The 15,476-nt window shown below is 55.0% G+C and carries 35 protein-coding genes; 22 read left to right on the top strand and 13 right to left on the bottom strand.

Annotation, left to right across the window (positions count from 1 at the left end):
• Nucleotides 1-5: 5 nt before the first annotated feature.
• From F617_RS28540 to F617_RS0126075, 7 genes are all read right to left on the bottom strand, one after another.
• Complete coding sequence (locus F617_RS28540; protein WP_019567346.1) at nucleotides 6-164, bottom strand: hypothetical protein; 159 nt, start codon at nucleotides 162-164, stop codon at nucleotides 6-8.
• Nucleotides 161-388, bottom strand: coding sequence for a LuxR C-terminal-related transcriptional regulator (locus F617_RS27430; RefSeq protein WP_019567345.1), 228 nt, complete (start codon nucleotides 386-388; stop codon nucleotides 161-163). Before F617_RS27430 ends, F617_RS28540 begins: the two co-directional genes overlap by 4 nt.
• Nucleotides 385-747 (bottom strand): hypothetical protein, encoded by a 363-nt coding sequence (locus F617_RS27425; protein WP_019567344.1) that lies wholly within the window; start codon nucleotides 745-747, stop codon nucleotides 385-387. The genes F617_RS27430 and F617_RS27425 overlap by 4 nt, the downstream gene beginning before the upstream one ends.
• Nucleotides 744-1,001: a hypothetical protein gene (locus tag F617_RS0126090; protein WP_019567343.1), complete on the bottom strand. Its 258-nt coding sequence runs from the start codon at nucleotides 999-1,001 to the stop codon at nucleotides 744-746. The genes F617_RS27425 and F617_RS0126090 overlap by 4 nt, the downstream gene beginning before the upstream one ends.
• Nucleotides 998-1,144, bottom strand: a complete 147-nt coding sequence (locus tag F617_RS28535) for a hypothetical protein (RefSeq protein ID WP_019567342.1) — start codon at nucleotides 1,142-1,144, stop codon at nucleotides 998-1,000. The genes F617_RS0126090 and F617_RS28535 overlap by 4 nt, the downstream gene beginning before the upstream one ends.
• The gene (locus F617_RS27420) at nucleotides 1,141-1,893 is read right to left on the bottom strand and encodes a RusA family crossover junction endodeoxyribonuclease (RefSeq protein ID WP_019567341.1); all 753 of its coding nucleotides are present in this window, start codon (nucleotides 1,891-1,893) and stop codon (nucleotides 1,141-1,143) included. Before F617_RS27420 ends, F617_RS28535 begins: the two co-directional genes overlap by 4 nt.
• Nucleotides 1,894-2,078: 185 nt before the next feature.
• Nucleotides 2,079-2,411, bottom strand: a complete 333-nt coding sequence (locus F617_RS0126075; protein ID WP_155846301.1) for a hypothetical protein — start codon at nucleotides 2,409-2,411, stop codon at nucleotides 2,079-2,081.
• A 105-nt stretch (nucleotides 2,412-2,516) separates the two neighbouring features.
• Here F617_RS0126075 and F617_RS0126070 point away from each other — a divergent pair, with 105 nt between their 5' ends.
• The gene (locus F617_RS0126070) at nucleotides 2,517-2,795 is read left to right on the top strand and encodes a hypothetical protein (protein WP_019567338.1); all 279 of its coding nucleotides are present in this window, start codon (nucleotides 2,517-2,519) and stop codon (nucleotides 2,793-2,795) included.
• A gap of 19 nt (nucleotides 2,796-2,814) precedes the next feature.
• Here F617_RS0126070 and F617_RS0126065 read toward each other — a convergent pair whose 3' ends face one another.
• From F617_RS0126065 to F617_RS0126040, 6 genes are all read right to left on the bottom strand, one after another.
• On the bottom strand, nucleotides 2,815-3,000 hold the full coding sequence (locus F617_RS0126065) for a hypothetical protein (protein ID WP_019567337.1): 186 nt from the start codon (nucleotides 2,998-3,000) through the stop codon (nucleotides 2,815-2,817).
• A 97-nt stretch (nucleotides 3,001-3,097) separates the two neighbouring features.
• Nucleotides 3,098-3,433: a hypothetical protein gene (locus F617_RS0126060; protein WP_019567336.1), complete on the bottom strand. Its 336-nt coding sequence runs from the start codon at nucleotides 3,431-3,433 to the stop codon at nucleotides 3,098-3,100.
• A complete protein-coding gene (locus tag F617_RS29070) occupies nucleotides 3,433-3,561 on the bottom strand; it encodes a hypothetical protein (RefSeq protein WP_019567335.1) in 129 nt (42 codons plus the stop codon). Before F617_RS29070 ends, F617_RS0126060 begins: the two co-directional genes overlap by 1 nt.
• Entirely contained in the window at nucleotides 3,558-3,761 is a 204-nt protein-coding gene (locus F617_RS0126050; protein ID WP_019567334.1) for a hypothetical protein, read from the bottom strand. The genes F617_RS29070 and F617_RS0126050 overlap by 4 nt, the downstream gene beginning before the upstream one ends.
• Nucleotides 3,758-4,396 carry a hypothetical protein gene (locus F617_RS27595; protein WP_019567333.1) on the bottom strand — a complete coding sequence of 213 codons (639 nt, stop codon included), beginning with the start codon at nucleotides 4,394-4,396 and terminating at the stop codon, nucleotides 3,758-3,760. The genes F617_RS0126050 and F617_RS27595 overlap by 4 nt, the downstream gene beginning before the upstream one ends.
• Nucleotides 4,393-4,596: a Cro/CI family transcriptional regulator gene (locus F617_RS0126040; protein WP_019567332.1), complete on the bottom strand. Its 204-nt coding sequence runs from the start codon at nucleotides 4,594-4,596 to the stop codon at nucleotides 4,393-4,395. The genes F617_RS27595 and F617_RS0126040 overlap by 4 nt, the downstream gene beginning before the upstream one ends.
• Nucleotides 4,597-4,678: 82 nt before the next feature.
• Here F617_RS0126040 and F617_RS27410 point away from each other — a divergent pair, with 82 nt between their 5' ends.
• The 21 genes from F617_RS27410 to F617_RS0125920 all read left to right on the top strand — a co-directional run bounded on the left by F617_RS27410 (nucleotide 4,679) and on the right by F617_RS0125920 (nucleotide 15,333).
• On the top strand, nucleotides 4,679-5,413 hold the full coding sequence (locus tag F617_RS27410) for a helix-turn-helix transcriptional regulator (RefSeq protein ID WP_019567331.1): 735 nt from the start codon (nucleotides 4,679-4,681) through the stop codon (nucleotides 5,411-5,413).
• 803 nt (nucleotides 5,414-6,216) lie between these two features.
• On the top strand, nucleotides 6,217-6,531 hold the full coding sequence (locus tag F617_RS28530; protein ID WP_019567330.1) for a hypothetical protein: 315 nt from the start codon (nucleotides 6,217-6,219) through the stop codon (nucleotides 6,529-6,531).
• 44 nt (nucleotides 6,532-6,575) lie between these two features.
• Nucleotides 6,576-6,902, top strand: a complete 327-nt coding sequence (locus F617_RS0126025) for a hypothetical protein (RefSeq protein WP_019567329.1) — start codon at nucleotides 6,576-6,578, stop codon at nucleotides 6,900-6,902.
• A gap of 5 nt (nucleotides 6,903-6,907) precedes the next feature.
• Nucleotides 6,908-7,261, top strand: coding sequence for a hypothetical protein (locus F617_RS0126020; RefSeq protein WP_155846300.1), 354 nt, complete (start codon nucleotides 6,908-6,910; stop codon nucleotides 7,259-7,261).
• On the top strand, nucleotides 7,258-7,698 hold the full coding sequence (locus F617_RS0126015; protein ID WP_019567327.1) for a hypothetical protein: 441 nt from the start codon (nucleotides 7,258-7,260) through the stop codon (nucleotides 7,696-7,698). Before F617_RS0126020 ends, F617_RS0126015 begins: the two co-directional genes overlap by 4 nt.
• Nucleotides 7,699-7,743: 45 nt before the next feature.
• On the top strand, nucleotides 7,744-7,926 hold the full coding sequence (locus tag F617_RS0126010) for a hypothetical protein (RefSeq protein ID WP_019567326.1): 183 nt from the start codon (nucleotides 7,744-7,746) through the stop codon (nucleotides 7,924-7,926).
• A gap of 399 nt (nucleotides 7,927-8,325) precedes the next feature.
• A complete protein-coding gene (locus F617_RS0126005) occupies nucleotides 8,326-8,568 on the top strand; it encodes a hypothetical protein (protein WP_019567325.1) in 243 nt (80 codons plus the stop codon).
• A gap of 414 nt (nucleotides 8,569-8,982) precedes the next feature.
• Nucleotides 8,983-9,246 (top strand): hypothetical protein, encoded by a 264-nt coding sequence (locus F617_RS0125995; protein WP_155846299.1) that lies wholly within the window; start codon nucleotides 8,983-8,985, stop codon nucleotides 9,244-9,246.
• Nucleotides 9,240-9,452: a hypothetical protein gene (locus F617_RS0125990; protein ID WP_019567322.1), complete on the top strand. Its 213-nt coding sequence runs from the start codon at nucleotides 9,240-9,242 to the stop codon at nucleotides 9,450-9,452. The genes F617_RS0125995 and F617_RS0125990 overlap by 7 nt, the downstream gene beginning before the upstream one ends.
• Nucleotides 9,453-9,659: 207 nt before the next feature.
• Nucleotides 9,660-10,292 carry an ERF family protein gene (locus F617_RS27590; RefSeq protein ID WP_019567320.1) on the top strand — a complete coding sequence of 211 codons (633 nt, stop codon included), beginning with the start codon at nucleotides 9,660-9,662 and terminating at the stop codon, nucleotides 10,290-10,292.
• Complete coding sequence (locus F617_RS27585) at nucleotides 10,293-10,706, top strand: single-stranded DNA-binding protein (protein WP_019567319.1); 414 nt, start codon at nucleotides 10,293-10,295, stop codon at nucleotides 10,704-10,706.
• The gene (locus F617_RS0125970) at nucleotides 10,706-11,119 is read left to right on the top strand and encodes a hypothetical protein (protein WP_019567318.1); all 414 of its coding nucleotides are present in this window, start codon (nucleotides 10,706-10,708) and stop codon (nucleotides 11,117-11,119) included. The genes F617_RS27585 and F617_RS0125970 overlap by 1 nt, the downstream gene beginning before the upstream one ends.
• Nucleotides 11,120-11,288: 169 nt before the next feature.
• Nucleotides 11,289-11,429, top strand: coding sequence for a hypothetical protein (locus F617_RS28525; protein WP_019567317.1), 141 nt, complete (start codon nucleotides 11,289-11,291; stop codon nucleotides 11,427-11,429).
• On the top strand, nucleotides 11,426-11,584 hold the full coding sequence (locus tag F617_RS28520) for a hypothetical protein (protein WP_019567316.1): 159 nt from the start codon (nucleotides 11,426-11,428) through the stop codon (nucleotides 11,582-11,584). The genes F617_RS28525 and F617_RS28520 overlap by 4 nt, the downstream gene beginning before the upstream one ends.
• A 5-nt stretch (nucleotides 11,585-11,589) precedes the next feature.
• Nucleotides 11,590-11,766, top strand: coding sequence for a hypothetical protein (locus F617_RS28515; RefSeq protein ID WP_019567315.1), 177 nt, complete (start codon nucleotides 11,590-11,592; stop codon nucleotides 11,764-11,766).
• Nucleotides 11,763-12,158, top strand: coding sequence for an HNH endonuclease (locus F617_RS0125950; protein ID WP_019567314.1), 396 nt, complete (start codon nucleotides 11,763-11,765; stop codon nucleotides 12,156-12,158). The genes F617_RS28515 and F617_RS0125950 overlap by 4 nt, the downstream gene beginning before the upstream one ends.
• Entirely contained in the window at nucleotides 12,155-12,358 is a 204-nt protein-coding gene (locus tag F617_RS28510) for a hypothetical protein (RefSeq protein ID WP_155846298.1), read from the top strand. Before F617_RS0125950 ends, F617_RS28510 begins: the two co-directional genes overlap by 4 nt.
• A 5-nt stretch (nucleotides 12,359-12,363) precedes the next feature.
• Nucleotides 12,364-12,780, top strand: coding sequence for a hypothetical protein (locus F617_RS0125940; RefSeq protein WP_155846297.1), 417 nt, complete (start codon nucleotides 12,364-12,366; stop codon nucleotides 12,778-12,780).
• The gene (locus F617_RS0125935; RefSeq protein WP_019567311.1) at nucleotides 12,770-13,546 is read left to right on the top strand and encodes a hypothetical protein; all 777 of its coding nucleotides are present in this window, start codon (nucleotides 12,770-12,772) and stop codon (nucleotides 13,544-13,546) included. Before F617_RS0125940 ends, F617_RS0125935 begins: the two co-directional genes overlap by 11 nt.
• 2 nt (nucleotides 13,547-13,548) lie before the next feature.
• Nucleotides 13,549-13,893, top strand: a complete 345-nt coding sequence (locus tag F617_RS29195) for a hypothetical protein (RefSeq protein WP_019567310.1) — start codon at nucleotides 13,549-13,551, stop codon at nucleotides 13,891-13,893.
• A 465-nt stretch (nucleotides 13,894-14,358) separates the two neighbouring features.
• Nucleotides 14,359-15,333 (top strand): tyrosine-type recombinase/integrase, encoded by a 975-nt coding sequence (locus F617_RS0125920; protein WP_019567308.1) that lies wholly within the window; start codon nucleotides 14,359-14,361, stop codon nucleotides 15,331-15,333.
• Nucleotides 15,334-15,476 lie beyond the last annotated feature (143 nt).

The following is a 15,476-nucleotide window of genomic DNA, read 5'->3' as shown; positions in this document are numbered from 1 at the left end:
TCCCCTTACTTCCTGCCGAGAATGCGCTTGATTTCGTCCATGCAGGCCGACGCGCCGCGTCCTTGCAGGTATTGGTCTATGATGCGGTGAATGGCTGTTTCTCGCTTCTTGCGATCAGAGCCGGCCGCCTTGGCTGTGGTGATTGGCTTAGGAATGATGTTCATTCGACCCACCCATTGCGAACTGATCGAGCAATGAAGCCGTGAAGCGTGTAATCGCCGGTCTTCTCTCTCGCCGTAATCATTCGCCGTGAAACCGTCATCAGGTGGCAACCGAGTATTTCAGCTGTCTCACCCATGGTCTTTCCCATCGCTAGCCACTTGGTGACGGACTTCTCTTTTTCAGATAGCGGGCAAGGCTGCGGATGATCTGCGAGGTGCATATTCATCTCCAACTCCTCGCTGCCCGCTCCTGTTCGCGGCGCTGGTACTCTTCCCGGCTTTCCGACATGCGGGCGACGGGCGATACACTGTATGTTCCGAATGGCGGCGGTCGATCGGTCCCGGCATGGGGGAGCTTGGCGCGAGCGTTCGTGAACCAGTCAGAGCGGAAACCCTGCCAGCCGTGCAGGATCTGCATTTCTGCGGCTTCCTGTGGGCTTCCGGTCTTCTCGTATTCCTTGACGAGGAGCTTGGCAGCATATGCGGTCAGAGGCTTCTTCACCGTCTTCTTGCGATGCTCGATGAGGGCGACTGCAAGGTCTTCGCCAACGCAGACGGACAGAATTGTCTTGATTTCTTCGGTCACTTTACCACCTCCAGTTTCCGCTTCGACGGCGCTTTCCTTGGGCCGTGGCCAGATCCCAGCCAGTGGTCGTCATTCTTGTGGCCAATTGGATCGTCGGCCAGTTGAGCGCGGACCTTTTCAACGCCAACCTCAACATCCATCTGATAAACCCGGTCATCAGGGCAATGATCGTTGATGAGGTAAAATTCGATTGGCTCGTCGCTGTAGATCGTGAAGCAGCCTTGCTCATCCATGTTGAGAATAACTCTGTTCATGCTGCGACCTCCTGTGCCGCTTCTGTGACTGTCACAATGCATGGTGCTTGCAGGCCAGAGGCCCACGTCATCACCAAGCGCTGGCATTTGCTGTCGTCCTGAATGACCCCGTGCATGACGAGGAAATCACTGATGGTTTTCATGCGGTCACCTCTGCCCTCTTGGCCGAAACCACGCGTTTGCACTCTCGGCACTCTCGGCCAACCCCGAGTTTGTTATGTTTGGATTTGTGGAAGCTATCCAATGGGAACACGCCCCCGCAATGGGAACACACCCGAGCGTCAAAGCAGTCTTCTTGTCCTATTTTTACGTAGATGTATGGTTCTTTTTTCTTCACTTCCCAATCAACCATGTCGATTGAGAACCATCGATCATCTACATCCAAGGCCACTTTTATGGCGTCACAAAGGGTGTCGACAACGTTCACAGCGTCAGACTTGTGATCGTTCTTTTGAACAAAAAAGCTGAGCCAGACCTTGTTGTTAAAAATAGTTTGGTCCTTCATAGCCTTTTTGGTTTCGCTGATGACTAGGGCCGTATAGTTAAGAACGTGCTCTGGAATGTAGACCCCACCGCCATTCGCGATCTGAGCCCAACGTCGGTTCTTTGACGACGAGTTTGCAAACGGAATTTTGAACGTCACGAACCACTGATAGTCTGGTCGCTTAAATGCTCCAGGCAACGGCCTGCTATTGTCAACCGACCTCTGCCTAAGTTCATCGAAAGCTGCAGACTTAGCAGTCCTATGCTTCTTGATAGACTGGAGGTTAACGGTGCTTCGGCGCTCGCCCTGACAGGGTGCGCAGTAAATCTGCCTTGCCCATAGCGCCAAGAACTCCTTGCCGCATCCGCAGCATGTTTTAATCTTGGCTTTTTGAAATGGCCCAGACATTAGCGCCCTCCATTGGCGTATATCGCGTTGACAGAGACAGGGAATGGGAGGTGGAGGGTTACGGTCATTGGAGACGCCTGCATATCGAGCTTCAAGTTGTTAATGACATTTTTAGCGATCTGCATTGACATCACTCATCATCCTTCAATTCGGGGCAGACCCACTCAGAGAACCACGTCGCCCAATCACGCGCCCACATCGCCAGAGCGTGCCGACGCTCGAAGCTCAGCCAGCGCACGAAGGCGGGCGGTCTTTTCGATGTATTCTGCATGTTCTTGCCGAGCCTTCCTCAGTTGCTCCGCAGTGTCGTAAAGCTCCATCATCTGGAAATGCCGCACGACATTGCTTTCGTTGTTCCACCACCCGCGAAGGCGGCGCTCTGTCCATTTGTTTTCGGGGTCGGCCTTATGAGGGTAGCGCTTGCTAAGCTCCCGAAAGGCCGTGTAGAGCATTTCCGAGACGCGGCGCTTTCCACCGATCTCCTCGACCAGAAAATTTGCTGTCGCTACGTCAGACATTTGCTTGCATTTTCCCTGCTTTAGCATTTCCGCATATTCGGGTGATTCTCCCGGCATATTCCGGTTCTCCTGTGGTTATCTCGCTCTCGTACAGGAGAGACGCAGATGGGCCACAGGCATGAAAATGATGGGATCGCAGGCAAAGCTTGCAACGATGTCCGCGATCCCGGCCCGCCGCATCAGACGAACCTAATTCCGTTTCCAAAGAGCAATCCGCCGCCCCGCTCTTTGGATGCTGATGGCGAGCCGCACTTGCCATCAGCTCATTTCGTTGAACTCGGGGAAGCCACTCAAGCCGTTGTAATGAGACTGGCGAAAGGCTTTCCCCGCGTGAAGGTGATGCGGGCTGATACCTGGGAGGGGGAGGATACCAGCCCGCTTTGAGCGTCTGTTTCAGGGGCGCTCAAAACTCTCGAAGAATCCAGCCCACGACTACGCCAAGCGAGTAAACTATGAACCGCGACCATATGCTTTCCGGATTGTAGCTGACGCCATACAGGTCGTAGACAACAGCAGCACCAACTGAAAGCAGAAAGGCTCCAAGCCAAATCACCGCCCCAAAGGCTATGATTTTTGCTACTGCTTTCATCTCTCTGCATTCTCTCGGTTAATGCGGGCTACCTCTGCCATTAGCTCGGCTTGTAGGGACTGCATGTTGATGGGTTTTGGCTTAGGAGGGCGAGTGGTCATGCGGACACCTGTTCTTTCGACGGGGTCAGCATCGCCTTGAAGATCGAAATATCAGTGCTGCGAGTTTTCACTGGTCGGAAACGGCGCGGGTCATATCCAGATTCATAATATTCACCCTTGTATCTGGAGTTTCCTCGCCTAACCTCTTCGAGCCTCACCAGAACGCATTCCCACAACTCATCCCAGAAAACGCTGCGAATGGTGTATGTTTTGCCCTCAACGATTTCACCAAGAGTTGTGTTAACGACCCTTGCCCCATTACGTGGCGCTTCAAATCGTACATCCGCATCAACGCACACAACCTTCTGCCCAACGACGAAATTGCACTCCATCAATCCCACTCCTCGTTATCCGGGTCTTCTCTGTTGATTACACAGGCGACGTAAAAGAGGAACGCACCAGCGGTGGCGATAAGACCAGCAGCGCACAGGAGGCCGGTTTTGACGATCTCGAAAATCACGATGCACTCTCCTCTTGCTTTGCGAGTTCGAACGGATGAATGGGCTTGACGTAGGGTTGCCAAGCGATTGGCGGCTCATGTGGGTTCGTGTCTACGAAATCACCGCCGTACCAGTACGACTTACGCACCCGCCCACACGGCAGGGCCAGCCACACGTAATCGCCCGTCTTGGCTTCGGTGATGTTGGTGTTCCATGTCATGCTGCGGCCCTGCGATTTCGAGCCGCGTACTCGGCATTTGTTTCCACAACCGAAAGCGGCTTTCCTTGAATCTCGGCCTTAAGTTTTTTGAATTTCTTCTCGGCCAAAGCCTTGATCTGGTTGTCCAGTTCGAGGGCCTTTTCGTATGCGGCCTGTGCTTCCTCAGCCGTCTCGAACAACCCAATGTGGCGCTGGCGACCACCTACGTTGCAATAGGCTCGGTATCGTCTAGTTCTACCCTTGATCGCTATCGCAACACCGATAGGAAGGTCAGCGACCTTTGTTGCGGCGGAGAGGTTTTCGACACCTTCACCGATGAAGACGTTACCGACCTCATAGCATCCCTGATCCCCGATCCGGCACATATGCCAGCCGCGCCCCAAACCTCGATCGGCCCAATGCCCGGACTTTTCCCAAATGTCCCACCACTCCATGAGTGTCAGTCGAAACTCAATTCCGCGCTTGACCTCGGCTGCAAACTTCTGGTGCTGGTACGCTCGGAGAGGTGTTGCGTCTTTCGATTGTCCCTCAGCAACCATCTTCAGACCCAAATCGCGAAGGCCTCTCCATTGCTCAACAGTGCAGGAGTACATATCAAGCACACGCTTGGGCGGGTTTTGGTGAAGCCCAGTCATTGTGCGCGCTCCGGGGTACCGAAAACGTCTGGCCGAAGTTCATGCCGTGAAATCCCGGTAATGCGCTCGACATCAAGCACACGCTCGGCTGGAACTTTCTTCCACTGGGACACGGCTTGGGGAGTAACGCTCCCCAGAGCCTTCGCGAGGGCAGCTGGGCCACCTACAGAGTCTTTGGCTTTTTCGCAGATGTTTTCCATACATGTATGAAAGCATATCTTTCACATAAGCGCAAGCATCTCTTTCGATGAAAGTTCGCCTTTCTTGTTGCATATTCCGCTAATGAAAAAAGAGCCCAAAATAGATTTGAGTCGCGGCGCCCGCATCCGTGAGGTGCGTGAGCAGGTTTTGCGCGTTGATTCTCAGGAAGATCTTTCCGAGACGTTAGGCGTTTCCCGAGGCGCCGTGGGGAACTGGGAGCAAGGCAAAGGGGTCAAGATGGAGAACCTCAGCAAGCTTGCGAAGCTCGCTGACGTGCGTCTGGAGTGGCTGGCTTATGGAACTGGTGAGCGGTCAATGACGGCACCAGCGCAGCCGGATGCGGCTACACCAAAGCGACCACAGCCCAACGCTAGTTTCCCCCCTCGTTGGCAAGCATTCCCGGGAGACGTATCTATCCCGTTGAGAGGTCAAATTTCAGCTGGTCCAAACGGCCGCTTCATCATGAACGGACAGGACATAGCCAGGGTATTTTGCCCACCCGGCCTTGAAGATGTTGAGGGCGCCTATGCGGTCCAGATACAAGGGACATCAGGAGAGCCGCGATTTTACAACGGCGAAACGGCATGGGCCAACCCACACGCCCGATATCGCAAGGGTGATGACGTGATTGTTCAAATCCTTGGGGATTTTGAAGATGATGAGGTTTCGAGCTATATAAAACGCTTTGAGAGCCAAAGCGGCGACGTTCTACGTCTCTACCAGTATAACCCCGGTCCAGATGAAACTCATGAACTGGAGTTTCCGGCATCCAAGGTTTTCAGCATCCACAAGGTCGTTTTTCACGCAATGCTGTGATCTGATCCCGCGCGCCAAGTTGGACGTATCGTGAGATTTCTCAGCGCCGGCAGCTTTTTAGGACACTCACTGCACCTTATTTTCCGGCATAATTGCATGTAGTTATGCACCCCGAGGTCGCCAGCTTTTCTTAAGTTGTCAAGGCCAAGAATTCGAGAATGACCGCAGTCGTCGCAAGCGACATAAAGACTTGATATTTCAACAACAAGTCTCATCGCATCCGGATGATCGACTGGCGGCCTCTTCATTTCTCTCTCCCGTTTGTTCCTATTCCGTTCACGCTAAAAAAGCACCTTCTAACGGAAGAGTCGAGTCGTTTTGATTCGCTTTCGGGAAAATAAAATCTCGCATGAGTTTCATCGCTCACACACGTATATCCTACTACCTATTCAACTCTCTGTTCTATCTCTGAAATCTTGATCTTGAACTTGATGAGAGGGAGGGAGACAGCAAAGCTCCCCCTACCCCTCAGAACCGAAACCGATCCCAAAAGGCAGGGAGAGCGTTTGCTCGACTTGAACCGTCAGGTCGGTCGGTCGATTTGCAGGATGCCTCTCGGCTAATCCGTCCTCATTTTCTGGCAGCACAGTAGGACTTACGCTCCCCGCGCCTCGGGCTTCACCAGCTCGGGAGTTGCACCCGGTCGCCCATCTGTGCCGCAAGATACGCTTTCACTTTTCGGAAAGCAATGCTTTCTTTTCGCTTGCGCATGAATGAAAGATATGCTTTCATAAGTCATCAGCAGCGACGAAGACGCCTCACCCGCCGATCTCGCTGCCACCACAAGAACCGGAGATACGACGATGGCCTCAACAGCCACTTACCAGTGCAAGGAATGCAAAAAGCCTTTCGAGGCTCGTACTGCAGACCGCGCTCGTGGTTGGGCGTTGTTCTGCTCCAAGTCCTGCAAAGCGGTGAAGCAGACCAAGCGGCGCAGCAGGAAGTCGTCCTATCCGCGCCATGACGGCCGGTCGCCTATGAAGTTCAAGGTTTGCGGGTGCTGCGGCGAGGCTGCCGTCAATGGCGTCCACACGATCACCGGCATCGAATGGCTTTGCCAGCATCACATGGATGACAACGAACACCCATTCAGCGGAGACGGCCTCGGTCAGTGGTGACCGGGCGGATCTCCAATTCGATCTCAACCACTGAGGATGAGCAAATGGAAAAGCACATCGAAGCATTGAAAGCCGCGCTGGATGCGGAATCTGCCGGGATGAACCCGAGCCGGTCTTTCAAGGCCAATTCCGAAGCATTCAAGGCAGCATCGATTGCGTTCCATGATTTCCTCCTCAAGAGCATCAAGGCTTGCGGCGGTGACATCGACTACATGCCGGACGCGAGTGTCCTGTCGCTGGATATCGACCACGCATTTCAGGCTGGCGAAGACGCTGCCGATGCCAAGGTTCCTCTGGTCCCTGAGTACGACACCATGAACCACCGCACTCTCGGACTCGTTCGCGGCGCAAATCTGCAGGCTGCGGAGTGATGACGATGAGCAACAAATACCGCGCAGAACAGTACATCTCGATCAGCGCCAGCGAGAGCGGGACAGAGATTGAATTGCAGATGGTGGTGGACTTCACGGTCCATCCCGGCAGCAAGGCAACGCTGGTTGATCCGGCAGAAATGCCTATGGCCGAAGTCAGCAAGGTTCAGTTCTTCAAGATGCAGGGCCTCAAGGCGTTGCCTGACCCTGTGTCGATACCAGACTGGATCGAAGAGCATTTCACGACCGGCGACGACTTCCACACTTGGATGCTCACGGAAGCCGATCAGCAACACCAGTCTGCCAAGGAAGACGCCGCCGACCATCGTCGCGAGATGATGCAGGAGGAACGCCTGTGAGCACGATAACCTGCGAAGAAGTTGGATACGAAGTTGGTCAGGTATGTGGTCGGGAAGGATGCCTTGGCCTTCTGGAAGAACACGATACGGACCAGAGCTGCAGTTGCCATATCAACGCTCCGTGCAGCAAGTGCACCACACCACGCGAGTATTGCCCGGTTTGCAAGTGGGAAGCCGAAGACGATCTCGTCGTTGAGGCTGAAGGAACCATCTACTTCGCTCCTATACCGTTTGTCGAGAAAGTCCGCCGTGTGCTGGACCCATCGAAGATTGACTACACAATCAGCATGCACAGCAACTCATCGCAGAAAGTCGAGGGCGTATATCCGGCCGGCACGACGCGAGAGGACGTTATAGCGCGGGTGCAAGGCACCTTTGGCGGTCGTTTCGAACGCTTCGGCGGCGGCAAGTTCACCTACATCGCCTACACGGACTAACCGCGACAGCCGCCCCGCCAAGGGCTTCAGACAAGGGATAGGGAAATGAAGACCAACGACAGATCACAGCGCAAACGGATCATTGTTCGACAGGTTCGCGAAACGGTTTGCGACGCACTTGCCGATTGGATCGAAGACCAGTTCGAAAGTGGTCACGAGATCGATGAAGTTTGGGCGATGCTCGAAGCTGCCCGTGACGAAATCAAAACGCAGGTGCGCCCGTCATGAGCGCAAAAACAAACCCCAATCACAAGGCGAGATTTATAGTCGTCATCGAGTGCGAATGCTCTTGCGGGTGGAAGGGTGCCGGATGGTGCAACAAGGGGGCGAAAGCCAACGCGGCCGCAGAGTGGCGCGGCCATCGCGAGAAGTGTGAAGCGGTAGAAGGGGCGAGCCAATGATGGGTAACCGTTGGGTTCAATCGTCAATCCTTTTCGGCGTGGCGATAGGCATTTGGGTCGGCGGGTGGCTTCCACTGGTCTGGCCACAAACTCCCGTTCATCTGGTCCTGCCGATACCGTTCGGTCTTCTGTCCATGTGGATCGGCGCAAAAGCACGCGGCACAGACGGATGGGGCGGACCTTGGAACGGCCCCACCAAGTAACCACAGCAAAGCGGGAGAAGAAGATGAGCAAGCATACTCCGTGGGGCGTCAATCGCCTATCCAGCATGTTTCCGCAGTCGGGTCAGGTTTCGACACAACGGAATGGCAGGTGGGTCAGAGCAGTTGCGACCCCTTATCGCAAGAACATTTTCGAAGCCATTCGTGCCGCATGGTGGGTTTTCACCGGGAAAGCAGAGGCTGTTGTTTGGCCCGAAGCTGGCGATCTGGAAGACGCAATAGACCCCCGAAACATGCGCAAGGCCTAACCAACCCACCGGCTTTGTCAGAGTAACAACACACCACCCAGCGGGCTTTGTCAGCGTACCCGCGCATTAAAGGGCAGGAACAATGGCAGATATCATTACCATAGCAGAAGTTGTCGCCAGAGCGCCTAAGGAATGGGAAAGGCAGTATAAGGGTATCTTTGGAGACCGGTGGGCTAAACATCGGGAAATTACGAAAAAGCTCCTTGCTTTGCCTGAAGGATTCACTGCTGCCGACGTCGACGCGATAACTGGCAACGGGAGTTGGACGTCTCTGACATGCGATGAGTGCGGTCAGGAAGTCGAGGCTGTGGCCTGCTTCGGCCGCTCCGAATACGATGCGCCGTCTTGCTGCGTCTGCGAAGTTTGCATCCGCAGGGCTGCCATTGCAGTACGCGTCTCCCGGAAGGCTGGTGCGTGATGCCCCATTTCTCCACCACCAACACACAAGAAGCGGATGACGCGGAGATTGTCGCGTTCGGTGAGGCAAAGGCCGCAACGCGCCGGGCGGCCGAGATTAACGTGTCTCTGCAACGGACTTTCACAAAGCTCCGCATCGGCACGGAATGGGCAATCCTCATTCACGTACTGCTTTTCATAGCAACCGGCGCAGCGATGATCAAGGCCAACGAATATTACCGGCAGCAGGCAATCATCCATCAGGAGGATCCTAAATGGTAGACCCATACGCAGATCACCTAAAGGGCGCACGCATGGCACGCCGTCTTGCAGCAGAATACCGCGCTGACGCTGAGAAGCCAGATACGCCCGACTACCTCCGAACCAAATGGCTTTCCGAAGCCGATAAATGCGACGAGCGCGCTGATTGGTACGAGACACGCGCAGCCTGGTACGCGCCGCCGGCAGAAATGGAAGCGGCAGCATGACCCCGACCTTTTGCACCGACTGCGAATTCGTCGTCGCGGAATCTCGCAAACGTAGCCCGACCGGATGGCTTTGCCTGAAACACAAGCGGCTTGAGGGCCAAGGCTTCGTAGACCCGAAGTTTTGGTCAAACGAGGAGCCTTACCTTCGCTGCAAGGATGTGAATGCGGGTGCGTGCCCGCTCTTTGAAAAACGCAGGGAGAATGAAAATGGCTGAGCCGCTTCCCCACAAGAACATTCACCAGCGCCTTGCTGAAGCTATGCGGGCTGTGTCCTACATCCAGAAAGAGCGCAAGCAGGGCATGAATTACACCATCGTCTCGCATGACGCTGTGACGGCCAAGGTTCGCCCTGCTCTTCTTGAAGCAGGTATCGTATACTATCCGGTCCGATGCGATCACGTCCACAATGGCAACCGCGCCGAATGCTCGATGACCGTTCGTTTCGTAAATGTGGATGATCCGAAAGATTTCTTCGAAGTGCCGACGTTCGGCTATGGCATAGATCCCCAGGACAAAGGCCCAGGCAAGGCAATGTCCTATGCCGTCAAGTATGCGCTCTTGAAAGCGCTCGGGCTTGAGACTGGTGACGACGCCGACAACGAGAGCGTCAATTTCTCGGATCAGGACGCGCACGTTCCGCCGTTCAATGCCAAGGCGGCCGCCGACAGGATTACGGTAAAACTCAACCGTGCGGCAGATTTCGCAACACTCTCGAAATTCTGGGCAGAGGAAAAAAGCATCGTGGACAAGATCGGTGCTGAAAACCGCGATCTTGGCGCATCGCTCTACGCCCTTCGGGACACTCTCAAAGTAAAATTAACACCTTCGGAGGCCGCATAAATGCAGATGCTCATCATCGCCGGCAATGTCGGTAAAGACGCCGTTCTACGTCGCACGAACGAAGGGGAGCCGGTTCTAGGCTTCTCAATCGCCGTAGATAACGGCAAGGACAAGAGCGGCAACGACCGTCCATCGACATGGTTTGACTGCGCGTTATGGGGTAAGCGCGCCGAAGGTTTGGCGAAGCACATCGTCAAGGGTTCGAAGCTCACCGTTTCCGGCCGCCCTACGGCTCGCGCCCATGACGGTAAAGCCTATCTCGGCATCAACGTCGACAATCTCACGTTCATGGGAGGCCCCAAGCCTGCACAGCGGCCGAACGACGAGCCGGAACGCGATAGCTACGGCAACCAGCAGCCGGCCAACTTCGGGGATATGGACGACCAGATTCCATTCGCTGCGGAGTTCCGCTGATGAAATCCGAAAACGCTCCTGTTTATTGTTTGAGGCGTGGCGACACCCTCATAGGTGAAATGGAAGCCGACCGCGAGTGGATCCGCCAGCAGCCGCACGACATGCGGATCAAGGTGGAACTTCGCACCGGTCGCTCTCCGCAGCGCTTGCGCTTCTATTGGGCCTTTCTCGGTAAGGTCGTGAAGGCCACCGAGTGTGCGCCGACAGCCGAAAGCCTGCACGCGCTCGTCAAGATGGAAACCGGCTTCACCACGCCGATCAAGGTAAAAGGCTACACAGTTTTAGTGCCAGCCAGCGTTTCATTCGGCTCCATGAGCGAGCCGCAATTTGAACAGTTCCTTGAAAACGCTATCCGCTTCATTGCCGAGACGTTCGGCGTGACGCCAGAGCAAGCATTCTCGGAGGCAGCATGAGTACCCTTGTTTCGATAGCTCTTTACTTCGCTTCAGCATTCTTTGCTCTCTGCCTTGGCATAGTTTCTGAGAAATGCAAATCAGGTGACGCTACAGAAAACGACGCTAGGACTGCCGTCCTCTTAACGGCTGCGGCTCTAACGATTGCAGTAACTTTGCAGGTGTTCCCATGACCCGCATCGTATCCGCCACACCCGAGAAAATCATCATCGAGTTTGAAAAGCGGCTGGAGCTGCATGACGGCCACAAGCTGGTCAGGGTCTCGCTTCCAAACCTTCTCATCTATCAAAGAGCATTGGAGGCGAAATGAACAGCATCCATCAGCATTTGAAGCGCTATCCCCATGCTCGCCCGTCAACGCTGGCCTACATCACCAAACGCGACGAGACCACCAAGCGTCTCCAGCGCGAGATTAACACACGCCTGCCTTGGTGGAAGCGCCTGTCCCGCGCGCTGGGAGGGTAGAGGTGATGGTCACCACTATCTCAATCGCCCTGTATGCCGTCTCTATGTGCTTTGCAGCCATGTTCGGCACGATGGCTGAAATGGATAAACGCGGCAAAGTCATCAAGTTTCACGGCCGGTGCGTCGCCAGCTTAACGGCAATCTTTTTCGTGATGGCAGCTACCTTACAGGTGGTGTCATGAGCCGGACCGAGTTCACTCGCAAAACCAAGCAGGAAGCGTTGCAGCGATCCGGCATTCGCTGCGAGGCCACAGGCACCCGCTACGGCTTCGAGGAAGGCCAGCAGTGCAATTGCAGCCTGTCGCTCGGCGTCCAGTACGATCACGCTGTGCCGGATGCGCTGGGAGGCGATAACAGCCTGGAGAACTGCCTCGCCATCTGCGTTCAGTGTCACCGCTTTAAAACCCGCAACGACGTGAAGCAGATCGCTAAGTCGAATCGTCAGAGGGACAAGGCGTCGGGCGTCATCCGTCCGGCTGGCAAAATCAAATCTCCCGGCTTTCCAAAGATCGAAAAGCCTAAAAAGGCCGTCGTCTACCGGCCCGTCACGTTCTATCGCGAGGATACGCCATGACCGAGAAACCCGAAGACGCCTGCCCCGTATGCGCTATGGCATTCAAGTCCAACGACATTTGCGCGACGGATATCGAGCTTGGCATTTGCCATACGGAATGTCTCGAAGAAACGCCAGTCGTTGATCTCAGCACAGGCGAACCAAGCGACGGGCCTATCGACACTTGCCGTTATGACAGCCTCGATGAGGTGAAGTCATGACCGCATTGGAACAGATCAAGAAGGGGCTGGAAGGCGTGACGCCAGTAGCATGGGCTTGGAAAGGCCCAAAGGGCGGTTTCCTTGCTGACGACAAAAAGCCTTCATGGGATTGCGAGCCGCTTTACTCAGCGTCCACCCTCGAAAGCTTGCAGCGCGAGAACGCCATCCTGCAAGAGCGCACGGCTGACTATCCTACGATATCGGCAAGGCTTCATGACCGCGAAAAAGCGCGAGATGCAGAACAGAAAGCCTGCCGCGAAGTTATAGCCCGCGCCGAGGCAGCAGAGGCCGAGGTGAAGCGGCTTCGTGAGGCTTTGGAACGGTTTCTCCCATATCACGACGCAGAATACGTGCCGAACACCTTGTTCGACATTGCCCGCACAGCCCTCGCCAGCACAGGAGGCGAACACAATGGTAACTGATGAGATGGTCGAAAAGGCCGTGAACGCCGCGCTCAAAGCTGACATCATTCCTGCTGATGATCCGAAACATTCAGGTGTTCGGATAAACGAATATCTTTCGTACACACCTGCTGAGGCTGTCGAGTTGGGCGTTCAGCTCACTCAAAAGACAGAGGACGGAAAACCACGCTGGCACGGGTTCACGGATATCATGGGCGATGAGTATGACGACACAAATCGCGCGATCCTGCGACCCGTGGTCCGCGCCGCCCTCGAAGCCGCCCTGTCCGCTGCGGAGCCGGTGGACGCGTCATCCGTGTCCGCTAAGGCTTGGACGCAAAAGGATATGGAACGCGAGTACTTGGCGTTTAAGCAATGGTTTAAAGAACAGGTGTACCCCAAATTCCCTCAGGAATACCCATTGATTGCCGAGAATGCGATGCATGCGGCTTGGCAGATGTCCGCCGAACGCTCCGCCCTCTCCGCACAGGTGCAGGACGAAAGCGAGATCGTTGATTGCCTGTTGGCAGGAAACCCCTTCGTGTTCGACCCGGCAACCAACTTCTGCCACGCAGATGACGGTGGCGCTCCAGAGCACGGCATCAAATACGTTCCCGCCGCACAGGTGCAGGACGTGGCGGGGTGGCAGCTCGTGCCGAAGGAGGCAACGCGAGAACAGTTGAGCATTGTCTACGAGCAGGTTCAGAACGGAGAGGTTGACGATAGGTCATGGGCCGAACTGTATGCAGCATTCATCGCCGCAGCACCCGCAAAGCAGGAAGGCTGACGATGGCCGATACAAAATACGAAAAGGTCTGGGTGCAAAACATCAAGGGGATGTTGCGCGGCGTTCAGTTCACAGACGAAATGAAGGTCGCATGCCTCAGAGAGTTTGAGGCGTTCATATCCGCAGCAGAGAAGCGCGAGAAGGAGGCAAAAACCGGATGGGCATTTGATGAAGGCGATCTGGTCCGCAAGAAATCCGGCTCATGGTGGGAAGGCCGCGTAGTCGGCACATATACGACCGAACAGACCCCACGCGGATATGCCGTCCAGTTGGATAAGCCCTTCGGACCTGTCCAGATTTACCCGGAATCGGCTCTTGAGAGCGCCCTGCAATCGGAGGAGCGGTGATGGCTATCTCAAAATTTGAGCAATCTATCCTTGAGGCTCTGTCACGGGTTCCAGATGGATATTCGCAGAGATTGGACGGGCTAAAATGCGAGCGAGGCGTTATTGAGAACAATTATAGCTTCATTACGCTTCGCCTATTTGTGATGCAGAGGAAGGGATTAATTGGCAAGAAGAACATTCATCACTCAATATTCCCGAGCGTTAATGTCCTGCCTTTTCTTTTCATCACCGACGCCGGCCGAGCGGCGCTTGAAAGGAGCGAGGGATGACGAGCCTGTTAGACCAAGCCATATCGCCATCGGTCGCCGTTGAAAAAATGGCCGCTTGCGGTATCCACCTCTCCGAACGAACATTGAGGGAGCGCGCGCGCCAGCTGGGCGCATGCCGTGTCATCGGCAAAGCCATGTTCCTCATGCCGTCCGATATCGAGACAATCATCAATTCCGCACGACCGGAGCCTAACGAATGCCAGACCTCTACAAGCGAAAAGGCAGCGACGTCTGGCAGTATGAATTTACGGTGGACGGACGCAGAACACGCCGCTCTGCGAAAACGACTGATAGAAGGCTCGCGGAAGACATCGCCATCAAAGACGAAGCAGCGCAACGTCGTGCCGCTGTCCACGGCCCGGAAGCCGTCCTAGAATTCCGCCATGCGGTTGCCCTCTACGCCGATGACGGTCGAGACCTTCGCTTCACCGTGAAGCTTCTCGATCACTTCGGGAAAACGCTTATCAAGGACATCACCGGTCCCGAAATCCGCAAAGCCGCAAAACTCCTCTACCCCAACGCAACGCCGGCAACCTGGAATCGTCAGGTGGTTACGCCCATGCGCGCCATCATCAACCATGCTGCGGACGCCAAGGGGCTGACGAAGATCAGCGTTAAGCGGTTTCGTGAGGAGAAGAAGTCGCGGCCGGCGGGCAGCAAGGAATGGATTGACGCGTTTTGCAAGGCGGCCAAAAAGATGGATATGCCGGAGACGGCAGCTATCGCTCGGTTCATGTTCGAGACAGCAACGCGCGTTTCGGAAGCGTGCCGCCTGAAATGGGACGATGTAAACCTCCAGCTCGGAACCGCATATCTGGAAAAAACCAAGACGACGCCGCGCAAGGTGTTTTTGACCCGTGCTATGGTGATTGATCTAGCCAATATCCGAAGCGTTCACCCCTATCTCGTTTTTGCCGCCGCCAATCGCTCGACGGTGAAAAAAAGAGTTGACAAGGTTATTGCGGAAGCTGGCTTGACGAGGCTGACCAGCCACGAATTTGGGCGGCATGGGTTTGCAACGGAGATGATCGTCAGAAACGATGTGGATGTGGCAACCACCGCAGACCATGGCGGATGGAAGTCGCGCAGATTGCTGATTGAGACGTATGTGGAGGGTGATGCCAACCGGGAAGTTATCGACCGTGTTTTTGGAAAAAAAGAGCGCCGTTGACACAAATCTGGCACACGACGATTTTGATAATAAAAATATTGACCGAATTAAATAATGAAATCAGTAGTTTGAAAATGGTTACGGAGGTAAATCATACTCCCTTAGCAGGGGAGCGCCTTCGACCACTCGGCCACCTCTCCGGT

It is taken from the genome of Agrobacterium sp. 10MFCol1.1, from assembly GCF_000381165.1.
Lineage (GTDB): Bacteria > Pseudomonadota > Alphaproteobacteria > Rhizobiales > Rhizobiaceae > Agrobacterium > Agrobacterium tumefaciens.
Note: the sequence above shows the minus strand (reverse complement) of the source record. Positions and strands in the feature narration are given on the sequence as shown.

Coding starts and splice junctions, on each gene's coding strand:
- F617_RS0125920 (WP_019567308.1), top strand. CDS start 14,359: ATGCCAGACCTCTACAAGCGAAAAGGCAGCGACGTCTGGCAGTATGAA.
- F617_RS0126040 (WP_019567332.1), bottom strand. CDS start 4,596: ATGGAAAACATCTGCGAAAAAGCCAAAGACTCTGTAGGTGGCCCAGCT.
- F617_RS28530 (WP_019567330.1), top strand. CDS start 6,217: ATGGCCTCAACAGCCACTTACCAGTGCAAGGAATGCAAAAAGCCTTTC.
- F617_RS28520 (WP_019567316.1), top strand. CDS start 11,426: ATGAACAGCATCCATCAGCATTTGAAGCGCTATCCCCATGCTCGCCCG.
- F617_RS0126075 (WP_155846301.1), bottom strand. CDS start 2,411: ATGTCTGACGTAGCGACAGCAAATTTTCTGGTCGAGGAGATCGGTGGA.
- F617_RS0126005 (WP_019567325.1), top strand. CDS start 8,326: ATGAGCAAGCATACTCCGTGGGGCGTCAATCGCCTATCCAGCATGTTT.
- F617_RS28515 (WP_019567315.1), top strand. CDS start 11,590: ATGGTCACCACTATCTCAATCGCCCTGTATGCCGTCTCTATGTGCTTT.
- F617_RS27430 (WP_019567345.1), bottom strand. CDS start 388: ATGAATATGCACCTCGCAGATCATCCGCAGCCTTGCCCGCTATCTGAA.
- F617_RS28535 (WP_019567342.1), bottom strand. CDS start 1,144: ATGAAAACCATCAGTGATTTCCTCGTCATGCACGGGGTCATTCAGGAC.
- F617_RS28540 (WP_019567346.1), bottom strand. CDS start 164: ATGAACATCATTCCTAAGCCAATCACCACAGCCAAGGCGGCCGGCTCT.
- F617_RS27410 (WP_019567331.1), top strand. CDS start 4,679: ATGAAAAAAGAGCCCAAAATAGATTTGAGTCGCGGCGCCCGCATCCGT.
- F617_RS27420 (WP_019567341.1), bottom strand. CDS start 1,893: ATGTCTGGGCCATTTCAAAAAGCCAAGATTAAAACATGCTGCGGATGC.
- F617_RS0125950 (WP_019567314.1), top strand. CDS start 11,763: ATGAGCCGGACCGAGTTCACTCGCAAAACCAAGCAGGAAGCGTTGCAG.
- F617_RS0126020 (WP_155846300.1), top strand. CDS start 6,908: ATGAGCAACAAATACCGCGCAGAACAGTACATCTCGATCAGCGCCAGC.
- F617_RS0126070 (WP_019567338.1), top strand. CDS start 2,517: ATGGGCCACAGGCATGAAAATGATGGGATCGCAGGCAAAGCTTGCAAC.
- F617_RS0126025 (WP_019567329.1), top strand. CDS start 6,576: ATGGAAAAGCACATCGAAGCATTGAAAGCCGCGCTGGATGCGGAATCT.
- F617_RS29195 (WP_019567310.1), top strand. CDS start 13,549: ATGGCCGATACAAAATACGAAAAGGTCTGGGTGCAAAACATCAAGGGG.
- F617_RS27595 (WP_019567333.1), bottom strand. CDS start 4,396: ATGACTGGGCTTCACCAAAACCCGCCCAAGCGTGTGCTTGATATGTAC.
- F617_RS0125935 (WP_019567311.1), top strand. CDS start 12,770: ATGGTAACTGATGAGATGGTCGAAAAGGCCGTGAACGCCGCGCTCAAA.
- F617_RS0126065 (WP_019567337.1), bottom strand. CDS start 3,000: ATGAAAGCAGTAGCAAAAATCATAGCCTTTGGGGCGGTGATTTGGCTT.
- F617_RS27590 (WP_019567320.1), top strand. CDS start 9,660: ATGGCTGAGCCGCTTCCCCACAAGAACATTCACCAGCGCCTTGCTGAA.
- F617_RS28510 (WP_155846298.1), top strand. CDS start 12,155: ATGACCGAGAAACCCGAAGACGCCTGCCCCGTATGCGCTATGGCATTC.
- F617_RS27585 (WP_019567319.1), top strand. CDS start 10,293: ATGCAGATGCTCATCATCGCCGGCAATGTCGGTAAAGACGCCGTTCTA.
- F617_RS0125970 (WP_019567318.1), top strand. CDS start 10,706: ATGAAATCCGAAAACGCTCCTGTTTATTGTTTGAGGCGTGGCGACACC.
- F617_RS28525 (WP_019567317.1), top strand. CDS start 11,289: ATGACCCGCATCGTATCCGCCACACCCGAGAAAATCATCATCGAGTTT.
- F617_RS0126010 (WP_019567326.1), top strand. CDS start 7,744: ATGAAGACCAACGACAGATCACAGCGCAAACGGATCATTGTTCGACAG.
- F617_RS0126050 (WP_019567334.1), bottom strand. CDS start 3,761: ATGACATGGAACACCAACATCACCGAAGCCAAGACGGGCGATTACGTG.
- F617_RS0126090 (WP_019567343.1), bottom strand. CDS start 1,001: ATGAACAGAGTTATTCTCAACATGGATGAGCAAGGCTGCTTCACGATC.
- F617_RS0126060 (WP_019567336.1), bottom strand. CDS start 3,433: ATGGAGTGCAATTTCGTCGTTGGGCAGAAGGTTGTGTGCGTTGATGCG.
- F617_RS0125990 (WP_019567322.1), top strand. CDS start 9,240: ATGGTAGACCCATACGCAGATCACCTAAAGGGCGCACGCATGGCACGC.